Source organism: Flavobacterium collinsii (assembly GCF_946903285.1).
Taxonomy (GTDB): Bacteria; Bacteroidota; Bacteroidia; order Flavobacteriales; family Flavobacteriaceae; genus Flavobacterium; species Flavobacterium collinsii.
Genome location: NZ_OX336425.1, coordinates 3,638,218 through 3,658,991, shown reverse-complemented (window position 1 = coordinate 3,658,991; position 20,774 = coordinate 3,638,218). Strand labels below are relative to the sequence as shown.

Here is a 20,774-nt window from a genome sequence, read left to right as displayed (position 1 = left end):
TCCCAATTGAACCTATGTCTTTAAATTCAAAAAAAATATTTCTAATCGATGGTTTAGGAGCCTTATTCTCTACCCTTTTATTGGGCGTAGTATTGGTTGAATTGGAAATCTACTTTGGCGTACCCAAAAAAACACTCTATCTTCTTGCTGTTCTAGCCTGCCTGCTTATGGCTTCTTCGTTTGCCAGTTATTGGCTTGCCAAAGAAAACTGGCGCGGTTGCCTTAAAATTATTGCTTTTGCAAACCTTTTATATTGTGGTTTCACAGCAGGCCTGTTGTTATATCTTTATACCCATATCACCTATTTAGCCGTATTTTATTTTTTGGCAGAAATTGCAATTATACTCTTTCTGGCCAGAACGGAACTAAAAATCGCAAACCGTTAACTCCAATCTGTCCTACTACTATTCTATAACTCTATCCTCCAAAAGCATTGAAATCATTGGTAATCTAGTAATTACAAAAAAATATTTTAAAAAAATATCGTAAAAAATTTTGCGCAGTCAAATAACTGCATTAAATTAGCAGTCAAATAACTGCATAATGGAAATTCGTAGAGATGTATTTCAGGCAATTGCCGACCCTACCCGCAGGGCAATCTTAAGCTTAGTAGCAATCCAGTCAATGACTCCGGGGGTTATTGCGGCAAATTTTGATTCGTCAAGACAAACGATATCAAAACACATTCAAATATTAACGGAATGTGAGTTGTTGGAGCAAACGCAAAATGGAAGAGAAATTTACTACCTCACCAACGCCAAAAAAATGAAAGAAGTTGCCGACTTTATAGAGCCTTTTCGCCAAATGTGGGATGATCGCTTTAACAAACTGGAAACTATCATGAAAAACTATAAACCAAAACAATAACCTATTTATGGAACGAAAAACAAAAATTAGTGCCGAAGATGGCCAACAAGACTTAGTAATTACAAGAGAATTTGATCTTCCGCTGAAATTATTATTTATGGCTTATGTCGAACCCGAAATTGTCGAACAATGGATGGGAACAAAAGTGCTAAAGCTCGAGAACAAAAAATACGGAGGCTGGCAATTTGAAACTTCAGATCCCAAAGGAAATGTTGTTTTTAAAGCCAATGGAGTTATTCACGAGTTTTTTCCGGAGGAGAAAATCACAAGAACATTTGAAATGGAAGGTTCTCCTTTTCCGCCACAGCTTGAGTTTCTTGAATTTGAAGCTGTAACAGCTGAAACCAGCCTTCTAAAAATGCATATTATTTACCGATCTGCTGCACTCAGAGATCAGATGTTAAAACTGCCTTTTGCTCAGGGAATCAATATGGCACACAACAGATTGCAGGAAATTGCTAATAAACTAAACTAAAACGTTGGGTGTATTAATAAAAAATCATTAAACACATAGAAATATATTTCTAACATATAGCAGTCTATATGTGCTTTGAATAAGTGAAACATCTTTTTAAGAATATTAAATCTAACTTAAACTAAATTATAAAATCATGAAAAAAAGAGACAAAATTATCTATTGGGTTGCGACATTATGGCTGGCGTTAGGAATGACCGCAACCGGAATCGTACAAATGTTAAAAATAAAAGAACAGGAAGGCATGATACAGCATTTGGGGTTTCCTTTGTATTTTTTAACACTGCTTGGAGTTTGGAAATTACTGGGTGTTATTGCCATTTTGATTCCTAAATTTCCTTTATTAAAAGAATGGGCTTATGCCGGGTTCTTTTTTGCCATGAGTGGTGCCGTTTTTTCACATTTTGCTGTCGGAGATCATCCAAAAGAATTATTCGGCCCGGTATTGCTTATCGTTCTTACGATTGTATCCTGGTACTACAGACCTACAGAAAGAAAAACAGCTTTAGTGAGTGCGTAATTTTTTGTGACTTGGTAAACCCTAAAACAAAAGCATTTATTAAAATATTTATCCCCTAAAATATAAAGAAATGAAAAACAAACTGTCAGCAGAACAAAGTGAAGAATTATTGAAAGTATTAAGAATTCGTTTTGAAAATAACATGAACCGACACGAAGGCCTGGAATGGGACAACGTTCAGAAAAAACTGGAAGCAAATCCGGAAAAACTATGGTCCCTTGATGAAATGGAAAGAACAGAAGGCGAACCAGATGTAGTTGGTTTTAATCCGGAAACAAACGAGTATACTTTCTTCGATTGTTCGACCGAGAGCCCAAAAGGCCGTAGAAGTTTGTGTTTTGATCATGAAGCCTTAGAAAAAAGAAAAGAACACAAACCTGCCGGAAGTGCCATAAATATGGCTGAGGAAATGGGAATTAAGCTTTTAGATGAAGTACAATACAAACAGCTTCAAAAACTCGGTAAGTTTGATGCTAAAACCTCAAGCTGGATCGCCACACCTATTGAAATTCGTAAACTGGGAGGCGCGATATTCTCTGATTTTCGTTACAATACCGTATTTGTCTATCACAATGGTGCTGACTCTTATTATGCCGCAAGAGGCTTTAGAGGGGCTTTGAACGTTTAAATGAATTTTAACAACTGTGCTTATGAATCCAAAAGTTGATTTTTATTTTGAGAATGCCGAAAAATGGCAGAAAGAACTGGACGAATTGCGAAAAATCGCTTTGGATTGCCAGTTGACCGAAGAATTAAAATGGGGTACCGCCTGCTACACTCTTCATGACAGCAATATTGTTTTAATCCACTCTTTTAAGGATTACTGTGCATTTTTGTTTTTTAAAGGTGCTTTATTGGCAGATCCCGATCAGATTCTTATCCATCAAAGTGAAAATGTACAGGCAGCACGACAAATTCGCTTTACCAATCTTGAAGAAATAGTTGCTCAAAAAACAATCTTGAAAACCTATATTTATCAGGCTATCGAAGTAGAAAAAGCAGGCTTAAAAGTTAAATTAAAGAAAACGGACGAGTTTAAGATGGCCGAAGAATTTCAAGAGAAGTTAGACGAGAACAAGGCTTTAGAAACTGCTTTTAAAGCTTTAAGTCCGGGACGTCAACGTGCTTATTTACTGTATTTTTCATCTCCTAAAAACTCTACAACCAGAGCATCAAGAGTTGAAAAAGTGATCGATCAGATTCTTGAAGGGAAAGGATTAAAAGACTGATCTCTTTAGAAAAACAACTAATAATGTTGTCAAAAATAAATTGATATGAAGAAACAAATGTTCTTCTCAGTGAAGGCTTTGATTATAAAGAACGATACTTTTTTAGCTGTCTATAACCTTGTAGCGGGAATTAAAATATGGGATTTACCTGGTGGCAGAATGGAATTTGGAGAGACTGCGGAAGAAACATTGAAAAGAGAAATTAAAGAAGAATTAAATCTCGAGATCAGACCTGTTAAAGTAATTGACACCTGGAATTATATGCCTAGCGATGATTGTCAGATTACAGGAATTATTTACTACAGTGAACTCATTACAAATCAAATTAAAATATCAGAGGAACACGATGGCTACGATTGGATTGGATTTGAACAAGCGGGTGCTTTTTTCACAAAGGATTTTCTGTTAAATCAAATACAACTTTGGGATTGGAACTCAATTAGGAATAATAATGTTAGATTTATTAAATCCGTTGACTAATCTCTGCTATCCCTTATTTTATCATTTTGACAGAAGAGATGCTCGAGCGATTAAAATTTTAATTGGAGAAATTTTTTCACGCAGATCCAACAGATTTAGCAGTTTTTTTTAATCTTTTTATCCCTTTATGGACTATTAATCTTAATTAATCACGTTCTCTGTTCGCTATTGCAAGACAAATCTCTTTTAATGCTTGTTTTCAGAATTTGGACATCTCCTTAAAGGGGCTAAATTTTGACTTTATCAAAAGAAATTAGTTTTATCTTAGTGCTAAAAACAAATCTTATGAAAGACCAAAAAAAACAAACAGACGACTCCTCTTCTGACCCGACACCAAAAGTAACCGGAGTTGGAGGCATATTCTTTTTTTCAGAAAACCCAAAGGAAACCAGAGATTGGTATGCCAAAAACTTAGGGCTTGAAGTTAACGATTGGGGATCTACTTTTGAATCCAGAAAAATAGATGCTCCTGAGATCGTAGAATCTCTTCAATGGAGCCCGTTTAAGAAGGATGATGCGTATTTCTCTCCTTCCAAAAAAGAATTTATGATTAATTACAGAGTGCAGCATATTGAAGCTCTTGTCGCTCAGCTTAAAAAAAACGGAGTAACCGTACTCGATGATATCGCAACCTATGATTATGGAAAGTTTGTACACATTATGGATGCCGAAGGCAATAAAATTGAACTTTGGGAACCAGTTTGAATTAATTGTGAATGGTTAATCATAAGTAAATAAAATAAGAGCTCGATTATTAATAATCGAGCTCTTATTTTATTTGAAGAAGTAGTTAATTTAGTCAATATAAGTTACAATTGCTTCTTTATTCTTTGCAGCATCAGAGTAAAATTGCTGTATATCTTTAAAATATTCATTTAAGTAATCAAAAGCTTCATCTCCATCACGTTCCCAAATTTCTGGATAAACCTCTAATTTCTGCATTTTCTGCGGATCGTATTTTTGTCTTAAATCGTCAGTTGTGATTTCAGAAATTTTGTTACTAAATTCTATGACTTGTTCAGGTGTTAAATAATGAGCTGGGCCATATCCTAAATCCTGTTCATTATCAATTATTTGGCCACTAAACAAAATTTTATAAAAAAGGTGTTTTGGAGAATTTAAAGCACTGTCACCCGTTAGTAAAAAAACAATTCCATCCCAAGCTTTATCAATATCAATAATTGTTACATCTAAAGGCGCATTTTCATTGTAAATATCATGCTCTAAAGTAGCGCTATCTTTGATGTAATTTTCAAGTTTTGTTTTACTCGCTCGAAGTAAGTTTCCTATCATTCCCATTTAATTAAGTATTTAGATTGAAATGTAAATATACAATAAACAAAGAAAAAACCTACTTTATAGCATTAGTATTAATATCTTTTAAGGTTTCAGCATACTTAAGGTACTCGATGAAATTGCGACTTATGATTATGGGAAGTTTGTTCACACTATGGATGCTGACGGTAACAAAATTGAGCTTTGGGAACCGGCAGAATTTAAACCTTCAACATTAAATTTGTATCTTTACTACAAACACCATTCTGAATCAATTTAAATGAATTCATTAGTATTGTATTTTGCTAAACTTGGCTTTTCAGAAAAGGATATCGCCGAGTTTTTAAGCTGTATCAAAACACGTCAATTTTCTGCAAACGAGTTAATTTTAACCAACGGTCAGTTGGAGAATTATTTGTCTTTTATAGATACGGGAATTGTCCGCTATTTTGTACTTACCAATGACAAAGAAATTACCTTTGATTTTGCCTTCAAAAGCTCCTTTTACTGTGCATACGATTCTTTTTACAACAGAACTCAAACACAGGTTTACATTCAGGCACTTACAGATTGCCAATTATACTCTGTCTCTTACGATCAGCTACAGAAACTTTATGACAAATGTGAAACAGCAAAAAAACTGGGCCGTATCGCAACTGAATATTTACTGGATAAAAAAGTAAAAAGAGAACTGGATCTTTTAACCAAAACTCCGCAGGAACGCTATCAGAGTCTTCTTGAGGAACAACCTAAATACATTCAGCAGATTCCGCTCAAATACCTTGCCTCCTACATAGGTGTTGTTCCGGAGACGCTCAGCAGAATCCGCAAACGCATTTCTTGACCAAAGTCAATTGGTAAAACCGTTATTAAACTCAATTTTGTCCTGCTTTTTAACCTTAAAATCAGAACAAAATGAAAGTTACCATTACCCATATTGACACGGCTTGTGTTTTAATAAATATCAATGGATTTAAAATTATTACAGATCCGACACTGGACAAAAAAGACGGCTTTTTTCCACAATATGTAAGCCGCCCATTGGCATTTTCAAAAAAATATATTGATCCGGCCTTGTCAATAGCCGAAATTGGAAAAGTAGATTTGGTTTTATTAAGCCACGATCACCACAGTGATAATTTAGACAAAAGCGGCAGGACATTTATCAAAACTGTGCCTGTTGTTCTCTCTACAAAAGATGCGGTGAAACGTTTAAAAAACAATAATACCATTGGTCTTGACAATTGGGAGGAATATACTGTTTCAACTTCAAAAGTAAAAGGTTTGAAAATAACGGCTATACCCGCTCAGCACACTAATATTAAGAGATTAGATAAAGTTATGGGAAAAGTTATTGCTTTTACCATCGAATGGGAGAATCAAACTGGCGGCTGTCTTTATATTTCAGGAGATACTGTTCTTTTTGAAGGTTTATTGGAACTGGAAAAAAGAAAGAAGGTTGAAACGGTTATTTTGCACCTTGGAGCTGGAGCTTTTCCTTATTTGAAAAGGAATTTAAGGGTTACTATGAATGGTGAGGAGGCACTTGAAACGACACGACTTTTAAATCCCCGTACAGTAATTCCAATTCACTATGAAGGCTGGTGGCATTTTAAGCAATCGGTAAAATCATTAAAAAGTGAAATTGAGAAATCAGAATTGAAGGAAAAATTCTTATGGCTGGAAAGCGGAATTGAAACAGCGTTGAAATTTTAGATAGATGTATTCTTCTAAACCGTTAAAGAACTTGTAAAAAAACACTCGCTACTCATCTTTTAACCTACCAAACAAGGCTTTAATTCTAAAGATAATTCCTATATTCGCTGATGTGGATGTTAATTTTTAACTACACCAACTAACAATCAAAAAAACGCCATAACCAAAAAAAATTATGAAAAAAGTAACTCGTCTGTTTACATTAATGCTCTTTATTTGCTACGCTTCTCCCTCTCTCTATTCGCAAATTACATCTGAAAAAATCGATCTTTTAATGCAGGATGCTTTGGAGAAATTTAAAGTGGCGGGGGCTTCAATTGCAGTTGTTAAAGACGGAAAAGTAATTCATCAAAAAGGATATGGTGTTGCCTCTATCGAAACAAGAAAAGCCGTAAATGAGAGTACAAATTTTCAAATAGCCTCCAATAGCAAAGCTTTCACAACTGCTGCGCTTTCCATTCTCGAGGACGAAGGCAAATTGAAATGGACGGATAAAGTGAAAGACCATCTTCCAAAGTTTAAAATGTATAACGACTATGTAACTGAGAATTTTAACATCCAGGATTTACTAACACATCGCAGCGGACTTGGATTGGGCGTGGGTGATTTGATGTTTTTTCCAGATGGTTCTAATTTCACAATAAATGATGTTCTAACTAGTTTTCAATATTTTAAACCAGTCTCTGCTTTTCGAACTAAGTTTGATTATGACAATTTACTGTATTTAGTAGCAGGCGAATTAATTGCCAAAGTAAGTGGTATGACTTATGAAGATTTTATACAAACCCGAATTATTGATCCTTTGCAAATGAGCAATTCTTTTGCACAAAACGACAGGATAAAAGATAAAAGCAATCTGGCGGTATCACATTCATCAGAATCCGGAACTATAAAGCGAATTGATGGATTTGGAGCACAGATAAACGGTGCTGCGGGAGGCATCATTTCAAACGCAGCCGATATGGCAAAATGGATGACTTTGTGCCTAAACAAAGGACAGTACGGAAGTGATTTGAAATCAACACTGTTTTCTGTGAAAAATCACAACGAAATGTGGCGCATCCATACTGTTGAAGAGGTAGATCGTGATCCAAGATACAATTCGCATTTTAGTGGTTACGGCTTAGGCTGGGGATTAACCGATGTGAAAGGAAATCTAAAAGTATCTCATACAGGAGGTTTACCCGGAATGTTATCCGTTGTTATCATGTATCCGGATCTAAACCTGGGCATCGTGATTTTGACCAACACAGAGAATGGCGGTGGCGGACTTTTTACTGCAGTTTCCAATACTATCTCTGACAGTTATCTAGGACTGGACGATTTTGACTGGACCAATAAGATTGTGGAATGGATGAAACAAGGTAGAAATACCGGAGATGATGTCACCAAAAATGTTTGGGAGAAAGTAAAATCGGTAAAGAATTTGAAAGTGAAAAACGAAGATTTTATTGGTGTCTATGCTGACAATTGGTTTGGGGAAATCGAAGTATTTGAAAAAAACAAACAATTATGGTTCAAATCCTATCGCTCACCCAAGTTAAACGGTCCTATGGCTTTTTATAATGCCAATACATTTGCTATAAGATGGGAATATCAGGCAATGAATTGTGATGCCTTTGCAATGTTTTCATTAGATGAAACCGGTAAAGCACAATCGATTAAAATGAAAGGCATCTCCCCTAATATTGATTTCAGTTTTGACTTTCAGGATCTGGACCTAAAAAGAGTGAGCAAGTAAATTCATTCTTTTACTTTAGTAGTTTACACAAAGTCCGCAAAGTTTAAAAGAAAACTTTGCGGACTTTGTGTTTTTCTATCTAATCAAGTAAGGCTTTTAGTGTAGATTCTTTTTGATTGATAATGAACAGTTGACTTTTATCTTCTAATAAAATCTTATAATCAAATTCTTTGGCAGCATTAAATTTCCAGTTTTTCAATTCCTTGAAGCTGCTTTTGATTAGCTTTAGATTCTCATTATTGTTTTTCGACACAATAATCATTTTGGTAAGACTTGATTTTCGCATCTTTTCAAGTGCATTTATGCTTATTTCGGTTTCATCCTCTGATCTGGAACGGTAACGGTACTTTTGTTTGATAACATCAAAATCTTTCTCATTTTCAGAAATAACATATCTGTAAGCCATAAGGTTATCCATCTCATCGATCCAGTTTGGAAATTTTGTTTCATAAATTTCAATATAACGATCAATAAACTTTCCGTCTATTGCTTTCTTTTGAGAAAGGTACTCGTTAAGCATGGGGTAAATTTCCTTTGCCATAAGATTGATGTATTTTTTGTTGTACCAATCACCGCTATCTGCTTTTCCGTTCAATTTTTCATATACATAACCATTAGCTAAGGAAGTTGCCAGTGCCTCATTGAGTAAATGATAGGCATAATTGCTGCATTTTGATTTACTTTCTTTAAAACTCCTATCAATGACTTTTTTAAGCTCTAATGGCTGTTCGTTATAAATAATATGGTAGGTTTCGTGGAGCATTACACTAAAAAGATCCTTATAATCTGTTAAATCGGTCTGAATAGCACTGATAAAATTGTTATCAAAAGAGTTCGCCGTAAAACCTTTGGAATTAGGTAAAGGATAAAAGGCAATTTCAAAAGGAATTGAGGTATCCCAACTCGAATTATAGAAAACTAAACCTGTTTCAAAATATTTCTCAATATCATTTTCATTGGCGTATTTGGTAATTTCAATAAGTTGTTTTTCGAATTTCTCTTTATTGGGATTGTATATCAGTTCGTTGTAAATTGGAGTAAAAGCCGCAATAATTCTCGTAAGGTCGTTCAGTGTTTTGTTCGTCACAATTCCTATAGAGCGTACTTTAAAATCTTTTAGATTCTTTGTCTCTATCAAGTTTTTTCTCAAAAAATCGATAGATTGCATTGGCTTTTTAGAGCCTTCCGGAAATTCCTCGAACTTGTAGCTGTAGTCCAATGACAGTTTGTCAAACTCCGTTGCTAATTTCTGAAATTCTTCGGTATTGTACTTTGATTTTTGAAACTCTGTTTTAAAAACATTATCCGGATAGCTCTCAGATAAATTCTGAAGAAAAACAAAAACGGCCAATTGTTCGGAATACTTAATATTAAATACTGTTTTCTGAGCAAAAGACAAATTTGTTACTGCACACAGCATAAAGGCTAAAACTTTGATTTTCATTATAATTTTCATCATTTATTAAGTAAAATTGGTTTAGATTAGTATTAGAAGCAACAAAATAAATAGGTAACAAATACAGACTACGGCTACATAAAACTTTATTGGTTTTATGTAACCCTTAATAACTCTTATAATCTGTTTTTAGTATCTAAAGCCCAACCATTTTGCACTGGTAATCTTTTGTCTTAAATTTGTGCTCTAGTAAGAGGTGCAACTAAATTCTTCTACTACTGGAGAATCTAAATCAAATAAAAAAAGTAAACGTGAATACGGTAGAAAATGCAGTAGGAAACTGGACTATTTGTCCGGAATGTCTGGGACGCGGCAAAAACAGTCAAAGGCTCAGTAAGAAAGTACGTCTCCGTTATCAGATCGCACTAGAGGAGTTTGAAAAAGCAGCTGGCTTAGGAACTCCTCCATCTCGTCCTAAAGCGCATCTTAACAGCTGCACAAACTGTAACGGATCGGGATTGGTTCATTCGATCAGTCCTACAATTGTTGATACAGAAAACTATCCGCATGTTGCCATTATTGGTGCTGGTATCGGAGGTGTGGCATTAGCTGTTGCTTGCCTGCATCGCGGGATTCCTTTTACGCTTTACGAACGTGATACCAATTTTGACGCCCGCTCACAAGGTTATGGACTTACACTACAGCAGGCCAGTAAAGCAATCGAAGGATTCGGTATCTTCTCTTTGGAAGAAAAAGTGATTTCAACAAGACATTTGGTACATACCACAGAAGGAAAAGTAATCGGTGAATGGGGAATACGAAAATGGATTCCTTCCGATACAAAAATAGCTCCGAAACGTACCAATATGCATATCGCAAGACAACACTTACGGTTAGCATTATTGAAACAACTTAGCAGTCATGAAGTGGTACAATGGGGACATCAACTAATCGATTTTAAGGAATCCGAGGATCAAAAGGTTGATTTAAAATTTGAAGTAAATGGAAAAATAAAAAACGCTACAGCCGATTTAGTGGTTGGAGCTGACGGCATTCGAAGTTTGGTACGAAAACTATTAATTGATGATGCCATTACTCCATTGCGTTATTTAGGATGTATTGTAATATTGGGGATTTGTCCTTTAACAAATCTTGAAGGTATTGATAGTTCTTTATTGGATTCGGCAACTGTGTTTCAAACCGCCAATGGTAATGAGCGAATCTATATGATGCCCTACACTTCTGATGCAGTAATGTGGCAACTGAGCTTTCCAATGTCAGAAGAAGAAGCCAAAGCACTTAGTGCTCAGGGACCTAAAGCACTCAAAGAAGAAGCCTGTCGCAGAACGCAATGGCATACTCCTATACCTCAAATTTTATTGGCAACTCTGGAAAACCAAATTTCAGGTTATCCGGTATATGATCGCGAATTACTGCATTCAGAATTACTAACTAAAAACGGACAAACGACCTTAATTGGTGATGCGGCTCATCCGATGAGCCCTTTTAAAGGACAAGGTGCAAATCAGGCCTTATTGGATGCACTATCTCTGGCACGTGGAATCGTAAGAGGATGCCGACCGTTATCGCAATGGAGAAAAAGTGGAATACGAGAAAGTGTACTGACGGAATATGAATCAGAAATGCTTAAACGAAGTGCAAAAAAGGTAAAAGATTCTGCTGATGCAGCGGAGTTTCTGCATTCTGAAATAGTGCTTCATGAAGGCGATGAACCACGAGGAAGGTGTTTAAAGAAAAAATAAGCGATGATCGTTTATTGAAGTTTCATTTTTTTTCTCGCAGATTGCTTCGCCTGTTCGCTATCGCTCGGGTTGGCAGATTTGGCAGATTTTTTTGGTACACATAAACCTTTTAAAAAAATATTTTAACACATAGAAACATAGGTTTTAGCTGTAAAAAGAGAACTAAAAAGAGAAATATATTTCTTTCACATAGTAAGATATGTGTATTTAAATGAAGTGAAAGGAGCCATTTTTTGATGGCTCCTTTTCTATAACTGAAATGTTTGTTTATTGAATTCTTTTTACAGACAATTTATCCAAACAGAAATAAGCCGCAGTATTCATTCCGTAGATCGGATGTGAATCTGTTGAAGCCATTTGAAAAACAAGGTATTTAACATCTCCTAAACCTTGAAGCGCTGTAGCACTCACGTTCACCCATCCTGTTGGCATTACCAAAGAACCTCCTGTGTAATCTGCCAATGATTGTGTGATTGGAGCAGTAATAGTTCCGCTTGAATCTACACCGTAGATCAATAATTCAAAATGATCTCCTGAAGAAAATGCCTGAGCAAAACCGTCTCCATATAAACAACCGTAATATGGCCACGGATGATTGTTGATTTTAAGTCCTTTTATCTGATACAATCCTGTGTTTCCAATTTTAATCCAGTTAGAGAAACCTGCTTCTGTAAACGTAGTTCCCTGTGGATTTTTTGGATCTGTGTAGCTTGACCAGTAAGCTACAATATAAGGGTCTCCAGTTGTTCCTGGAGTTCCCGCAGCAATAGTTGATGAAGTACCAAAACCACTTCCTGCCATAGCTCCCCACTGATTTGCAACCCAACCGTTAGACCCGCCAGAACCTGCTCCTGAACCATAATTTGTAATATCATTTACATTAGATACAATAAAACCGTCCCAGTAGTTATAACCTGCTGATGTTGCTGTATGTGAAAATGTAAACAAATCAACCGTTAAGTTTGTATTCGACACATAAGTATTCTGCCAGTACTTCCCTCCTGTTGTTGATGTTCCGCTGGTTAATAAAGAACTGGTCAGGTTAAGCGTAGAAGTAGTCCCTACTGCCGGATCAGTCACTGCTTTTTTAGAAGTAACACCTGAGCTTTTTACTGCTGCATTGCCGCTTTCGTTGTTTGAAAGGTTTTCATCATTGCTACAAGACGAAAGTCCCAGCATCAAACCTACTGTCAAAAAATAAAGTACTTTTTTCATTATTTATAAAATTTAGGATTAATATTCTTGGTTAATTAGTAAAGCAGTATTATTTAAACTTGCCCATTGGGTGTAATTAAAAAACAAAAGGTTTAACACATAGAAACATAGATTTTTAGGTCTAAAAAGGGAACAAAAAAAGAAATCTATTTCTTTCACATAAGAGGTTATGTGTATTTCAATAAAGTGAAACGTCTTTTTTATGAATACAGAACCTATGTTACTATGCGTTAAAATGAATTTACATCCAACGGACTAAACTTCTTTGGTTATTTGCCTGCAGCAAAATTTAGATCTTCAACCTGTTTAAAAGAGTTTGTTAGTAGGTCAAGTGCCCCAATCTCTGTGAATGTAGGAACGTATACTTTTACAAAATCTACACCCGGCAAGTGCACTTTCACACCATTATTGTCTACGGCCCAACTAATGTCTATCGAAGGGTCTTTGATTCCGCCATAGCCCCATTCAAAAGTTCCCACATTAAATGCTGCACCTTCTCCATCACTAATATCTTTTGTAGGCAAATTGATTTTTGTCCCTTTCAACGTATAAGAATCTCCAATCCATTGTGGATAATAGTTGTAACGTCTCCATTTTTTAGTTCTGGTAATAAAACCGGTGGCATTTTTATTATTGGTCCATTTCAGATACTCCTTGTCAAATTGCCAATCCAATTTTCCTGCAACAGCTGCTTTGTTTACATCTGGCTTGTAATAAGTAATTTCATAATTTTTTACTGTAGACGATTTGTAATACTCGCTTCCGGCAATCTCATACCACTCGTTGTCTTCTGCAATACCATTTTTGTTTGCGTCGTAAGCAACCGCGATACTTACTGGAGAAAATTTTGAAGAATTAGAAATGGGATTCATCTGAACTGTAAAATCTCTTTTACCATAAGCATTGATCACAGTATGGTCGAATTTTGTCACAATGTAACCTCCAAAAGTGCCCAAATCAACAAGATTTCCGTCTGTAAGATTGGTTTGTGCATTCTCTATCGCTTCTGCTTTTGTTGCAAATTCAAAGCTGTCATTGTTATAATGCGGAGCCGGTATATAATCGATAATCGAAAGTGCTTTAGAAGTATAGGTTTTCCCCGTTTCCGCAACCGTAACTTTGGTCGAAGCTTGTTTTACCACTTTATTCAACGTTACTGTAACATCAACAGCATAACTCAGAGCCTTTGGTGCTATAAATTTTAACGTTTTATTATCGCCAATTAAAGAATCTTTGGCAACACCATCTTTGCCAGTTACTTTTACAGTCCATTTGTACTGTGCAGTAGCTCCATTCGCATTCTCAATAACTACTTCCGGATCAATAGCAACAACATTGTATCGTTCTATCTTAAAATCAGCTTGCAGTTTTAAAGTAAGTGACGGATCTTTAACCGGTTCTGGTTTAGGTTCTTCTACTACGGGATCAGGTTTTGCATCATCGTTGCTACAATTGTAAAAAACGCTAATAACCATTAGACATAAAGTATATTTTATAAACTTTTTCATATTCTTATTCTCTTACTTTTTTAGATTATACTTTTTTATGATCTGAAGATCAGCAGCTCCTGAGAACCTTGTAGCCATTGACGATTGTTGATGACAAAGTCCCATTGGCTCACTCACACAGTTCACCACTTTTATAAAATGAATTCCCGGAAGATTAGCTTTATTGCCGTTTTTATCAACCGCGCATTCAATATCAATATCTGGGCTTTTAGCATTAACATACCCCCATTCCGGAGCATCGAAATTCCACAAAGTAGTTTGTCCGGGACGTACTGCCGCAAAATTTACATTTAACTTTGTTCCTTCATAAACAGCGGTGGTTTGAGTTACCCAGGCTGGATAATATTCCTTTTTAGTTTTAGATCTTGGCAAAAAGTAAGTCTGAGACTGATTGTTCTCGCAATAGAGATGTTCACGATCTAAGAAAGGATCGTTTGGTCCGCTTACTACAACCTTTTTACCTACTGCCGGTTTCTGATACGTAATTTTAAAATTCTTAATCGTATTTTCTTTTGCGTGCTGACTTCCAATAATCTCATACCATTCATCATCATCCGGTTTTCCGTTTGCATTCTTGTCATAAGCCACATAGATTAATCCCGGAGCTGGCGGATTCGCTTTATCACTCAGATCTGCGCCATAAACTCTGAAATCTTTCTTTCCCGGAAGATTAACTACCAAATGATCAAATCCAACTACAATTGAACCTCCAAAGCCTCCTAAGTCAATTGGATATCCCACACTTGTTTCATTTATCCTTCCCAAAGCTACCCGCATAACGTCTGTTTTTGCAAATCCGTCTTTGTACAAATCATTGGCAAACATACCCGGTGCCGGGCTAAAATCGAAAATACTTGTGATGTAAGGATTGTAATTTTGAGCCTCGTTTATTACATTCACCGTTGTTGTGCTTGTTCCTTTTTTATCTCCTTCAGTAACATTTAGCGTTAATTCATAAGCGCCTGGATACAACGCGATAAATCGTAAATCTTTAGTAGTCCCTACAACAGAATCTTTAGTTTGATTGAAAGGATTTTTTTTAAGCACCCACTCGTAATTTGGGTTACTCGTCTCGGCAGAAGCGGTAATATTCAAAACATTAAAGGTCGCTACTTCAAATTTTCCCTGAAGTTTTACTGCTATTGGTATAACTAGTCCTTCTCCTGAGTTGGCATCATTTTTATCGTCATCGCTGCATGCGGTAAATACCGATGCCAAAACAAATAATAATAAATGGGCAAAGTTTTTTTTCATAATTCTGGTATAATAATTTAGTTTAACACATTTTTGAATAGGGCTATCGCGTTGGAATACTTTCTCCTGACAGATGCAAATCGGTTGCTCCCATTATTTCAGTCGAAGTTTCTCCCAGCCACCCCGCCTGCTGATTAAGGCCGTTGTACACTTTTACAAAATCAATTCCCGGAAGCAGCACTTTGTTTCCGTTTTTATCTACAGCCCAGTTGATGTCTATTGCTGAATCGTCATCGGCATTTGGAGCATTATCAGCGTAACCGTACAAAAAGGCATATTGTACGAAGTAACTTCCGGTCCCGCTTTCATCTACAGCGTTATCCGGTAACCTTGTTCCTTTAAAAGTGATAGATGCTTGATCTTTAAGCCATTTTGGCCAGTAATCTAAAGAATGATTATAAGCATTATTCTGTACCAGATAACCGTTTTTTCCCTGATTATCTTTCCAATAGATATATTCCATATCAACAAAACCTACTGTGCCTGTAGTTCCTCCCGGTACCGGTTTTTTATTAGGATCCGGACGATAATATGTAATTTCATAATTCTGAATCGTTTTAGGCATTTTATGTCCGCCTCCTTCTATTTCATACCATTCATCGTCGGGAAGACCGTTTTTATTCTTATCATAAGAAACCATTATAACTCCTGCCTCACTACTTCCGCCACGCATTGTACTATTTGAATTAGGGTTGGCTTCTGCCCAAAATGCATTGCCCAGAACTCTAAAATCACGTTTGCCTTTTACATTAACAATAGTATGATCAAACCCAAAAACAACATAACCACCAAAGGCTCCAAGCGAAATCAAATCCCCGTTCTTTTTGGCTAAATAAGTATTGGCTCTTGACAAAATTCTTTCGACACTATCTCCGTCATTTGCAGCCGGAAGATCGTTTATAAACTGTCCCGGAGCGGGTTTAAACTCGAATACCTTAGCGATATAGGCTTTATATTCCTTCGTTTCTTTCGTTACTGTAATGACTGCTTTTTGCGTTTGTAAACTCCCCTTGTTATTTACAGCTACTGTTAATTCATAAACCCCGGTTTCTGCTGCAGCAAACAGCACTTCTTTTTCGGCAATATTGGTTAAGACATAGTTTTCGGATGCCGCTTTTGAAACACTCCAGCTGTAGGTAGCTTCCGTAGCTGTATTGATAGTAGGGTTTATAGTTAAAATTGCAAATCGTTGCGTGTTAAGCGCCAGATCGGAACTTACCGGAGGCGGATTGTTATCCTCTTTTGCTGTATCATCCTCAGAACAGTTGGTTAGGCAGAGTGCCGCAATAAAAAAGAATAAGAACCGGAAATATTGGGAGGTATTGTTAAACATGTGGTATTATTTAAGTTGGAATTGATAATCACAATAAAAATTTAAGTAATTGCAGGGAGGTTTATAATTTTAATCTTCAACCGGATGCCGTATCGTATCTGTAAATTATATAGTACCACTCAGCATCGGGATTAGTGCAGTTTTTTATTGAGATGGTGTAGAAATATGAGGAGAGAGCAGTAAAATGATCGCTGAATGCATTCCGTAATTTTACAGAAGAGGTCAATCTAAGGATCGACTCTTTATAACATCCTCTTCTCGGAACAAATCTTTTAAAAGCCTGAAAACAGCTCTTTAATACTCGTGACTGAAGAAAAATAGAAACAACTGCAATAAGAATAAATAAAGCTCTTTTTTTAATAGTATACATCACTAAATGAATTAAGTAAACTCCGTGACGTAAAAATCAAAAAAGCAATAAGAAAGAATCCCATCATAAAAAATGACAGGTCTGTTTATTGTTGTTCAACTTTATTCCACGAAAGTCTTAAACTATGTGATTGTGGCAGGTCTCCTGACTTGTTCCATCTTTAAAACAGCCTTCTCATCCGCCGCAGCGGACAATGGCATTAGTAACGTTTAAAGACTTTTATAGAACTTACAGTAGCGGGTCTGTTCAGGATTTACACCTGATTCCCTTTTAACTGTTTTTTCTTAAGAAAAAACAGACCAAAATCTGGCGCAAATATATAACTATCTTTTACAATAGGGTGATTTTCAAAATAAAAAATTCCAAATCCCAAATACTACTCACCGCAATACCAGGATTTGGAATTTTACAAAATCTTTGACTACAAAGCACGAAATCAAAAACAAAAAAACTGTAAAAACAAGGATTCAAGCCAGCTTTCACAGTTAAAAACTATTCATCTTTTGATAAAAACTTATTCTTTTTTTCTTTTTCTTATTACTCTACTTCCAATCATATAAAGAGCTATTAGTGCTAAAAAATGAACTAAGTAAGACTTTGGTACACCTTTTTCGTTCACTACAGAAAAAACACGATTCCATCTTATTTTATTAATTCCTTTACCGTCCTTATCCCAGCTAAACCAAATAAATACCGGCTTACCAACTACGTGATCAAAAGGAACAAATCCCCAAAATCTCGCATCTAAAGAATTCTGACGATTATCCCCCATCATCCAATAATAATCTTGTTTAAAAGTATAAGTTGTACTCATTTTTCTATTAATTAGAATCTGATTACCAATAACTTTTAAATCATTGTGTTCGTATTCTTCAATAACTCGTTTATAAAATGGAAGTGTTTTAATATTCAATTCTACAGTTTTTCCTTTTTCGGGAATGTAAAGAGGTCCATAATTGTCAATATTCCAACCCAAAGAAAGATCCTGAGGAAACACGCCTTCACCTTCTCCCTTTGCCATTAAATTTTTCTTAACTCCTTTTACAACCGGATTACGGGCTATTAATATTGCTTCTTCATTTGTCAATGTCAGGAAATATTGTCCGGTATCGGTTAAGGCAAAATTCCCATTTTCGTACTTCATGCCTTCTCTGGCTCCATAATGACTTACTAAGACATCTTGGTTAATTGGTTGTCCTTTGGTATCAATTAAAAAGTTATACTGAACTTTAGCGCTTTGCGGCAGTTTCTCTATTTTACCATTGATATAAACATCCCCTTCACGAATTTCCAGAATATCCCCCGGCATTCCAACGCATCGTTTTATCAAATTTGTTTTTTTATCTATTGGTTTGTAATAATTTCTATCCGGATGAAAATTATCCATGTCACGCAGCGTATCAGCAGGCTGATTAAAAACTACAATTTCATTGCGTTTGATCTTTTCTAGTGCAGGAAATCTAAAATAGGGTAATTGAAATTTGTTTAGTATTGACGTTCCTTTTTCAGTAAAATCGTCGCTAAATAAATATGACTTTGTACCCAAAAAAGGAATTGAATCATGAACCATGGGCAATGCAACCGAAGTCATTGGCGTTCTTGCTCCATAGTTAAACTTACTAACAAATAAAAAATCTCCGATGTACAATGTTTTCTCCAATGATGAAGATGGAATGGTAAATGGCTGTATAAGATAAGTATGTACCAATGTTGCTATAATAACCGCAAATAAAAGAGATCGTACAGTATCTTCTGCTTTGGTTTTTGGTCCCAAATCTCTGTTATCAATATAGGTTAGATCCTTAGAAAAATAATTTAAAAAAGTGATATAAAACCCTAATGTTAGTAAAACCAATACAACATCTCGCATAGTATTTTTCCCGAAACTTCTAATAGTTTCGATCCAAACTACGGGAATCATTAAAAGATTGACAATAGGAACAAAAAGCATCAAAACCCACCATACAGGACGATGTATAATTTTCAATAGAATTACTAAATTATAAATTGGTATAAAGGATTCTACCGCTTTTCTTCCCGCTTTTACATAAAACCTCCAGGTAGACACACCATGAATAATTTGCATAATTAAAATAAAAAAGAGCCATTCTAATACATTCATACTTTTGATTTTTAGTTGTTTTTTATACTTTTTTGAGAACTAATTGGGCTTATAGGCACTGAGAATCAAATCATTAATTAATTTTTGTTTTTAACAAATAAAACTATAATTAACACCAAACACCTCACGACACCAGTAGTATTTGTAGTATTTTAATTAATTTGTTACAAATTATTCAATAAAAAAAATTGAAATTTTAGAGGAAGTACAAATATTTCAAAAGAGACATAAAAAAAACTCCTTAATTTCTTAAGGAGTTTATAGTTGAAGTTGTTATCGAATTATCTTTATATAAGCACTATAAGCGTCGTCCTTAATGGTCGTTCGCAGATAAACTTCGTTTTCGTCTTTGCTTTTAAACTCAAATTGAATCAAAGCAGCATCCGAATAATAAAAGAAATAATCATCGCCTACAAATTCAAAATTTGAAATGGGTCTCGTCGTCAATTTTGTTTCGAACGCTATTTCACCATTTGTTATGTCTATTTGAAAAAGCTTTCCTTTACGGGTATATCCCCAAATATTATCACTTTCCTCAACCATATACTCGACATTGTCGTCTTTAAAATCCCTTTTCCAAATCTGAGTTCCCGTTTTTGACTCGAGAGCGTATATCGAAGAAACTTCCGGGCCTTGTGCGCCTACATAAACTTTATTGTCTTTGCAAAATATGCGCTCCTTGATATTCTGTTGATTTTCATCTAATTTAAACTGCCAAACAATATCAAGTTTATTTGCACTTAATGCATAAAGCTCGTTTTTTTCATTTGCTATGAACACATTTTCACCATCTGTCACCACTTTTCCGGACATAACTCCCTCAAAGCTTTTTTGAGAAAGAAGTTTACCTGTATTGGCTTCAAAACTATATAAATTAGTCCCACTTTGAGTAAAAACTTTGTTGTCGAAAACAAGAACCGGACTATCATTATTTGTTTCCTCCAACTTGTAACTCCATACTAAACTACCATCTTTTGTCTCAAGGGCATAAATACTATTATTGGGACTTTGCGTAGTTAGGTACAGTTTTCCTCCATTTATAGTTGGAATTTGGTTCTTTATTACAATTTGATCCGTAGTATTGCCTAATCTTGATTTCCAAAAAATGACACCGGTTTGGTTATTTATTGCAAAAATTTCTCCATTAACAAACGGAATGTACACTACTCCATCTTGCAGTGTGATAGCGTTTGCGCACATTTCAGTATTAGAATCTGTAGCTTTTACGGTCCAATTGATTTTCTCAGATTCCAAATTAAAAGAAAAAAGCGAACCATCGTAATCATAAATTAAAATGGACTCTTTATCTAATGGGACTTTTGTTAGCGGTTTTAAGACTTTATTAGAGACCTTATCCGCAGCATAAGAAGTTTTATCAGGTTGTGGCAAGGTTGGTAGTTGTCCAAACATATTTACAACAGTACTTACAAACAAAAGAGTTATTAGCTTTTTTTTCATTTTTAAAATTTGGGTTAATGATTTGATTTCTTTTTTAGCGGTAGGGCGCAAA

Annotated in this window: 20 protein-coding genes, 1 pseudogene and 1 riboswitch; of the genes and pseudogenes, 13 read left to right on the top strand and 8 right to left on the bottom strand. The window is 35.4% G+C overall.

The genetic code is table 11. The features are described from left to right. Positions 1-14 precede the first annotated feature (14 nt). The 8 genes from OGZ34_RS15140 to OGZ34_RS15105 all read left to right on the top strand — a co-directional run bounded on the left by OGZ34_RS15140 (position 15) and on the right by OGZ34_RS15105 (position 4,276). Complete coding sequence (locus tag OGZ34_RS15140) at positions 15-386, top strand: hypothetical protein (RefSeq protein ID WP_173967856.1); 372 nt, start codon at positions 15-17, stop codon at positions 384-386. Between the two features lie 157 nt (positions 387-543). Next, positions 544-867, top strand: a complete 324-nt coding sequence (locus OGZ34_RS15135; protein ID WP_173967855.1) for an ArsR/SmtB family transcription factor — start codon at positions 544-546, stop codon at positions 865-867. A 7-nt stretch (positions 868-874) separates the two neighbouring features. Continuing rightward, positions 875-1,342, top strand: coding sequence for an SRPBCC domain-containing protein (locus OGZ34_RS15130; protein WP_173967854.1), 468 nt, complete (start codon positions 875-877; stop codon positions 1,340-1,342). Between the two features lie 136 nt (positions 1,343-1,478). Next, positions 1,479-1,862, top strand: a complete 384-nt coding sequence (locus OGZ34_RS15125; RefSeq protein WP_173967853.1) for a DoxX family protein — start codon at positions 1,479-1,481, stop codon at positions 1,860-1,862. Positions 1,863-1,932: 70 nt separating this feature from the next. After that, complete coding sequence (locus tag OGZ34_RS15120) at positions 1,933-2,490, top strand: DUF4256 domain-containing protein (RefSeq protein WP_263360755.1); 558 nt, start codon at positions 1,933-1,935, stop codon at positions 2,488-2,490. A gap of 22 nt (positions 2,491-2,512) precedes the next feature. Continuing rightward, positions 2,513-3,091 carry a YdeI/OmpD-associated family protein gene (locus tag OGZ34_RS15115; RefSeq protein WP_263360754.1) on the top strand — a complete coding sequence of 193 codons (579 nt, stop codon included), beginning with the start codon at positions 2,513-2,515 and terminating at the stop codon, positions 3,089-3,091. A 45-nt stretch (positions 3,092-3,136) separates the two neighbouring features. Then, positions 3,137-3,571: an NUDIX hydrolase gene (locus OGZ34_RS15110; protein ID WP_263360753.1), complete on the top strand. Its 435-nt coding sequence runs from the start codon at positions 3,137-3,139 to the stop codon at positions 3,569-3,571. A 285-nt stretch (positions 3,572-3,856) separates the two neighbouring features. Further along, positions 3,857-4,276 (top strand): VOC family protein, encoded by a 420-nt coding sequence (locus OGZ34_RS15105; RefSeq protein ID WP_263360752.1) that lies wholly within the window; start codon positions 3,857-3,859, stop codon positions 4,274-4,276. A 90-nt stretch (positions 4,277-4,366) separates the two neighbouring features. On the opposite strand, the gene OGZ34_RS15100 is transcribed toward OGZ34_RS15105, so the two are convergent. Further along, on the bottom strand, positions 4,367-4,864 hold the full coding sequence (locus OGZ34_RS15100; protein ID WP_263360751.1) for a YfbM family protein: 498 nt from the start codon (positions 4,862-4,864) through the stop codon (positions 4,367-4,369). A gap of 109 nt (positions 4,865-4,973) precedes the next feature. On the opposite strand from OGZ34_RS15100, the pseudogene OGZ34_RS22435 reads away from it, so the two are divergent. The 4 genes and pseudogenes from OGZ34_RS22435 to OGZ34_RS15085 all read left to right on the top strand — a co-directional run. Further along, positions 4,974-5,126, top strand: a pseudogene (locus OGZ34_RS22435) (VOC family protein); the annotation flags it as partial. Further along, on the top strand, positions 5,127-5,690 hold the full coding sequence (locus tag OGZ34_RS15095) for a Crp/Fnr family transcriptional regulator (protein ID WP_263360750.1): 564 nt from the start codon (positions 5,127-5,129) through the stop codon (positions 5,688-5,690). Positions 5,691-5,761: 71 nt separating this feature from the next. Next, positions 5,762-6,562: an MBL fold metallo-hydrolase gene (locus tag OGZ34_RS15090; protein WP_263360749.1), complete on the top strand. Its 801-nt coding sequence runs from the start codon at positions 5,762-5,764 to the stop codon at positions 6,560-6,562. 175 nt (positions 6,563-6,737) lie between these two features. Further along, the gene (locus tag OGZ34_RS15085; protein ID WP_263360748.1) at positions 6,738-8,303 is read left to right on the top strand and encodes a serine hydrolase; all 1,566 of its coding nucleotides are present in this window, start codon (positions 6,738-6,740) and stop codon (positions 8,301-8,303) included. 79 nt (positions 8,304-8,382) lie between these two features. On the opposite strand, the gene OGZ34_RS15080 is transcribed toward OGZ34_RS15085, so the two are convergent. After that, positions 8,383-9,762, bottom strand: coding sequence for a hypothetical protein (locus tag OGZ34_RS15080; protein ID WP_263360747.1), 1,380 nt, complete (start codon positions 9,760-9,762; stop codon positions 8,383-8,385). A gap of 248 nt (positions 9,763-10,010) precedes the next feature. On the opposite strand from OGZ34_RS15080, the gene OGZ34_RS15075 reads away from it, so the two are divergent. Further along, entirely contained in the window at positions 10,011-11,462 is a 1,452-nt protein-coding gene (locus OGZ34_RS15075; RefSeq protein ID WP_263360746.1) for an FAD-dependent oxidoreductase, read from the top strand. 267 nt (positions 11,463-11,729) lie between these two features. Here the strand turns inward: OGZ34_RS15075 and OGZ34_RS15070 are convergent, their stop codons facing one another. The 6 genes from OGZ34_RS15070 to OGZ34_RS15045 all read right to left on the bottom strand — a co-directional run bounded on the left by OGZ34_RS15070 (position 11,730) and on the right by OGZ34_RS15045 (position 20,722). Further along, positions 11,730-12,677, bottom strand: a complete 948-nt coding sequence (locus OGZ34_RS15070) for a DUF4465 domain-containing protein (protein ID WP_263360745.1) — start codon at positions 12,675-12,677, stop codon at positions 11,730-11,732. 269 nt (positions 12,678-12,946) lie between these two features. Beyond that, positions 12,947-14,185: a hypothetical protein gene (locus tag OGZ34_RS15065; RefSeq protein ID WP_263360744.1), complete on the bottom strand. Its 1,239-nt coding sequence runs from the start codon at positions 14,183-14,185 to the stop codon at positions 12,947-12,949. A gap of 12 nt (positions 14,186-14,197) precedes the next feature. Further along, the gene (locus tag OGZ34_RS15060; RefSeq protein WP_263360743.1) at positions 14,198-15,439 is read right to left on the bottom strand and encodes a hypothetical protein; all 1,242 of its coding nucleotides are present in this window, start codon (positions 15,437-15,439) and stop codon (positions 14,198-14,200) included. 43 nt (positions 15,440-15,482) lie between these two features. Then, a complete protein-coding gene (locus OGZ34_RS15055; protein WP_263360742.1) occupies positions 15,483-16,772 on the bottom strand; it encodes a cell surface protein in 1,290 nt (429 codons plus the stop codon). Positions 16,773-17,259: 487 nt separating this feature from the next. Continuing rightward, positions 17,260-17,461: riboswitch (cobalamin riboswitch) on the bottom strand. A gap of 195 nt (positions 17,462-17,656) precedes the next feature. Next, positions 17,657-19,264, bottom strand: coding sequence for a signal peptidase I (lepB, locus tag OGZ34_RS15050; RefSeq protein WP_263360741.1), 1,608 nt, complete (start codon positions 19,262-19,264; stop codon positions 17,657-17,659). Between the two features lie 273 nt (positions 19,265-19,537). Next, a complete protein-coding gene (locus tag OGZ34_RS15045) occupies positions 19,538-20,722 on the bottom strand; it encodes a PQQ-binding-like beta-propeller repeat protein (RefSeq protein WP_263360740.1) in 1,185 nt (394 codons plus the stop codon). Positions 20,723-20,774 lie beyond the last annotated feature (52 nt).

Bases quoted from the DNA above. Each gene is read 5' to 3' on its own strand.
- OGZ34_RS15090 (WP_263360749.1), top strand. From the start codon at position 5,762: ATGAAAGTTACCATTACCCATATTGACACGGCTTGTGTTTTAATAAAT.
- OGZ34_RS15130 (WP_173967854.1), top strand. From the start codon at position 875: ATGGAACGAAAAACAAAAATTAGTGCCGAAGATGGCCAACAAGACTTA.
- OGZ34_RS15080 (WP_263360747.1), bottom strand. From the start codon at position 9,762: ATGATGAAAATTATAATGAAAATCAAAGTTTTAGCCTTTATGCTGTGT.
- OGZ34_RS15140 (WP_173967856.1), top strand. From the start codon at position 15: ATGTCTTTAAATTCAAAAAAAATATTTCTAATCGATGGTTTAGGAGCC.
- OGZ34_RS15125 (WP_173967853.1), top strand. From the start codon at position 1,479: ATGAAAAAAAGAGACAAAATTATCTATTGGGTTGCGACATTATGGCTG.
- OGZ34_RS15115 (WP_263360754.1), top strand. From the start codon at position 2,513: ATGAATCCAAAAGTTGATTTTTATTTTGAGAATGCCGAAAAATGGCAG.
- OGZ34_RS15100 (WP_263360751.1), bottom strand. From the start codon at position 4,864: ATGATAGGAAACTTACTTCGAGCGAGTAAAACAAAACTTGAAAATTAC.
- lepB (WP_263360741.1), bottom strand. From the start codon at position 19,264: ATGAATGTATTAGAATGGCTCTTTTTTATTTTAATTATGCAAATTATT.
- OGZ34_RS15085 (WP_263360748.1), top strand. From the start codon at position 6,738: ATGAAAAAAGTAACTCGTCTGTTTACATTAATGCTCTTTATTTGCTAC.
- OGZ34_RS15060 (WP_263360743.1), bottom strand. From the start codon at position 15,439: ATGAAAAAAAACTTTGCCCATTTATTATTATTTGTTTTGGCATCGGTA.
- OGZ34_RS15045 (WP_263360740.1), bottom strand. From the start codon at position 20,722: ATGAAAAAAAAGCTAATAACTCTTTTGTTTGTAAGTACTGTTGTAAAT.
- OGZ34_RS15055 (WP_263360742.1), bottom strand. From the start codon at position 16,772: ATGTTTAACAATACCTCCCAATATTTCCGGTTCTTATTCTTTTTTATT.
- OGZ34_RS15095 (WP_263360750.1), top strand. From the start codon at position 5,127: ATGAATTCATTAGTATTGTATTTTGCTAAACTTGGCTTTTCAGAAAAG.
- OGZ34_RS15135 (WP_173967855.1), top strand. From the start codon at position 544: ATGGAAATTCGTAGAGATGTATTTCAGGCAATTGCCGACCCTACCCGC.
- OGZ34_RS15070 (WP_263360745.1), bottom strand. From the start codon at position 12,677: ATGAAAAAAGTACTTTATTTTTTGACAGTAGGTTTGATGCTGGGACTT.
- OGZ34_RS15065 (WP_263360744.1), bottom strand. From the start codon at position 14,185: ATGAAAAAGTTTATAAAATATACTTTATGTCTAATGGTTATTAGCGTT.
- OGZ34_RS15110 (WP_263360753.1), top strand. From the start codon at position 3,137: ATGAAGAAACAAATGTTCTTCTCAGTGAAGGCTTTGATTATAAAGAAC.
- OGZ34_RS15105 (WP_263360752.1), top strand. From the start codon at position 3,857: ATGAAAGACCAAAAAAAACAAACAGACGACTCCTCTTCTGACCCGACA.
- OGZ34_RS15120 (WP_263360755.1), top strand. From the start codon at position 1,933: ATGAAAAACAAACTGTCAGCAGAACAAAGTGAAGAATTATTGAAAGTA.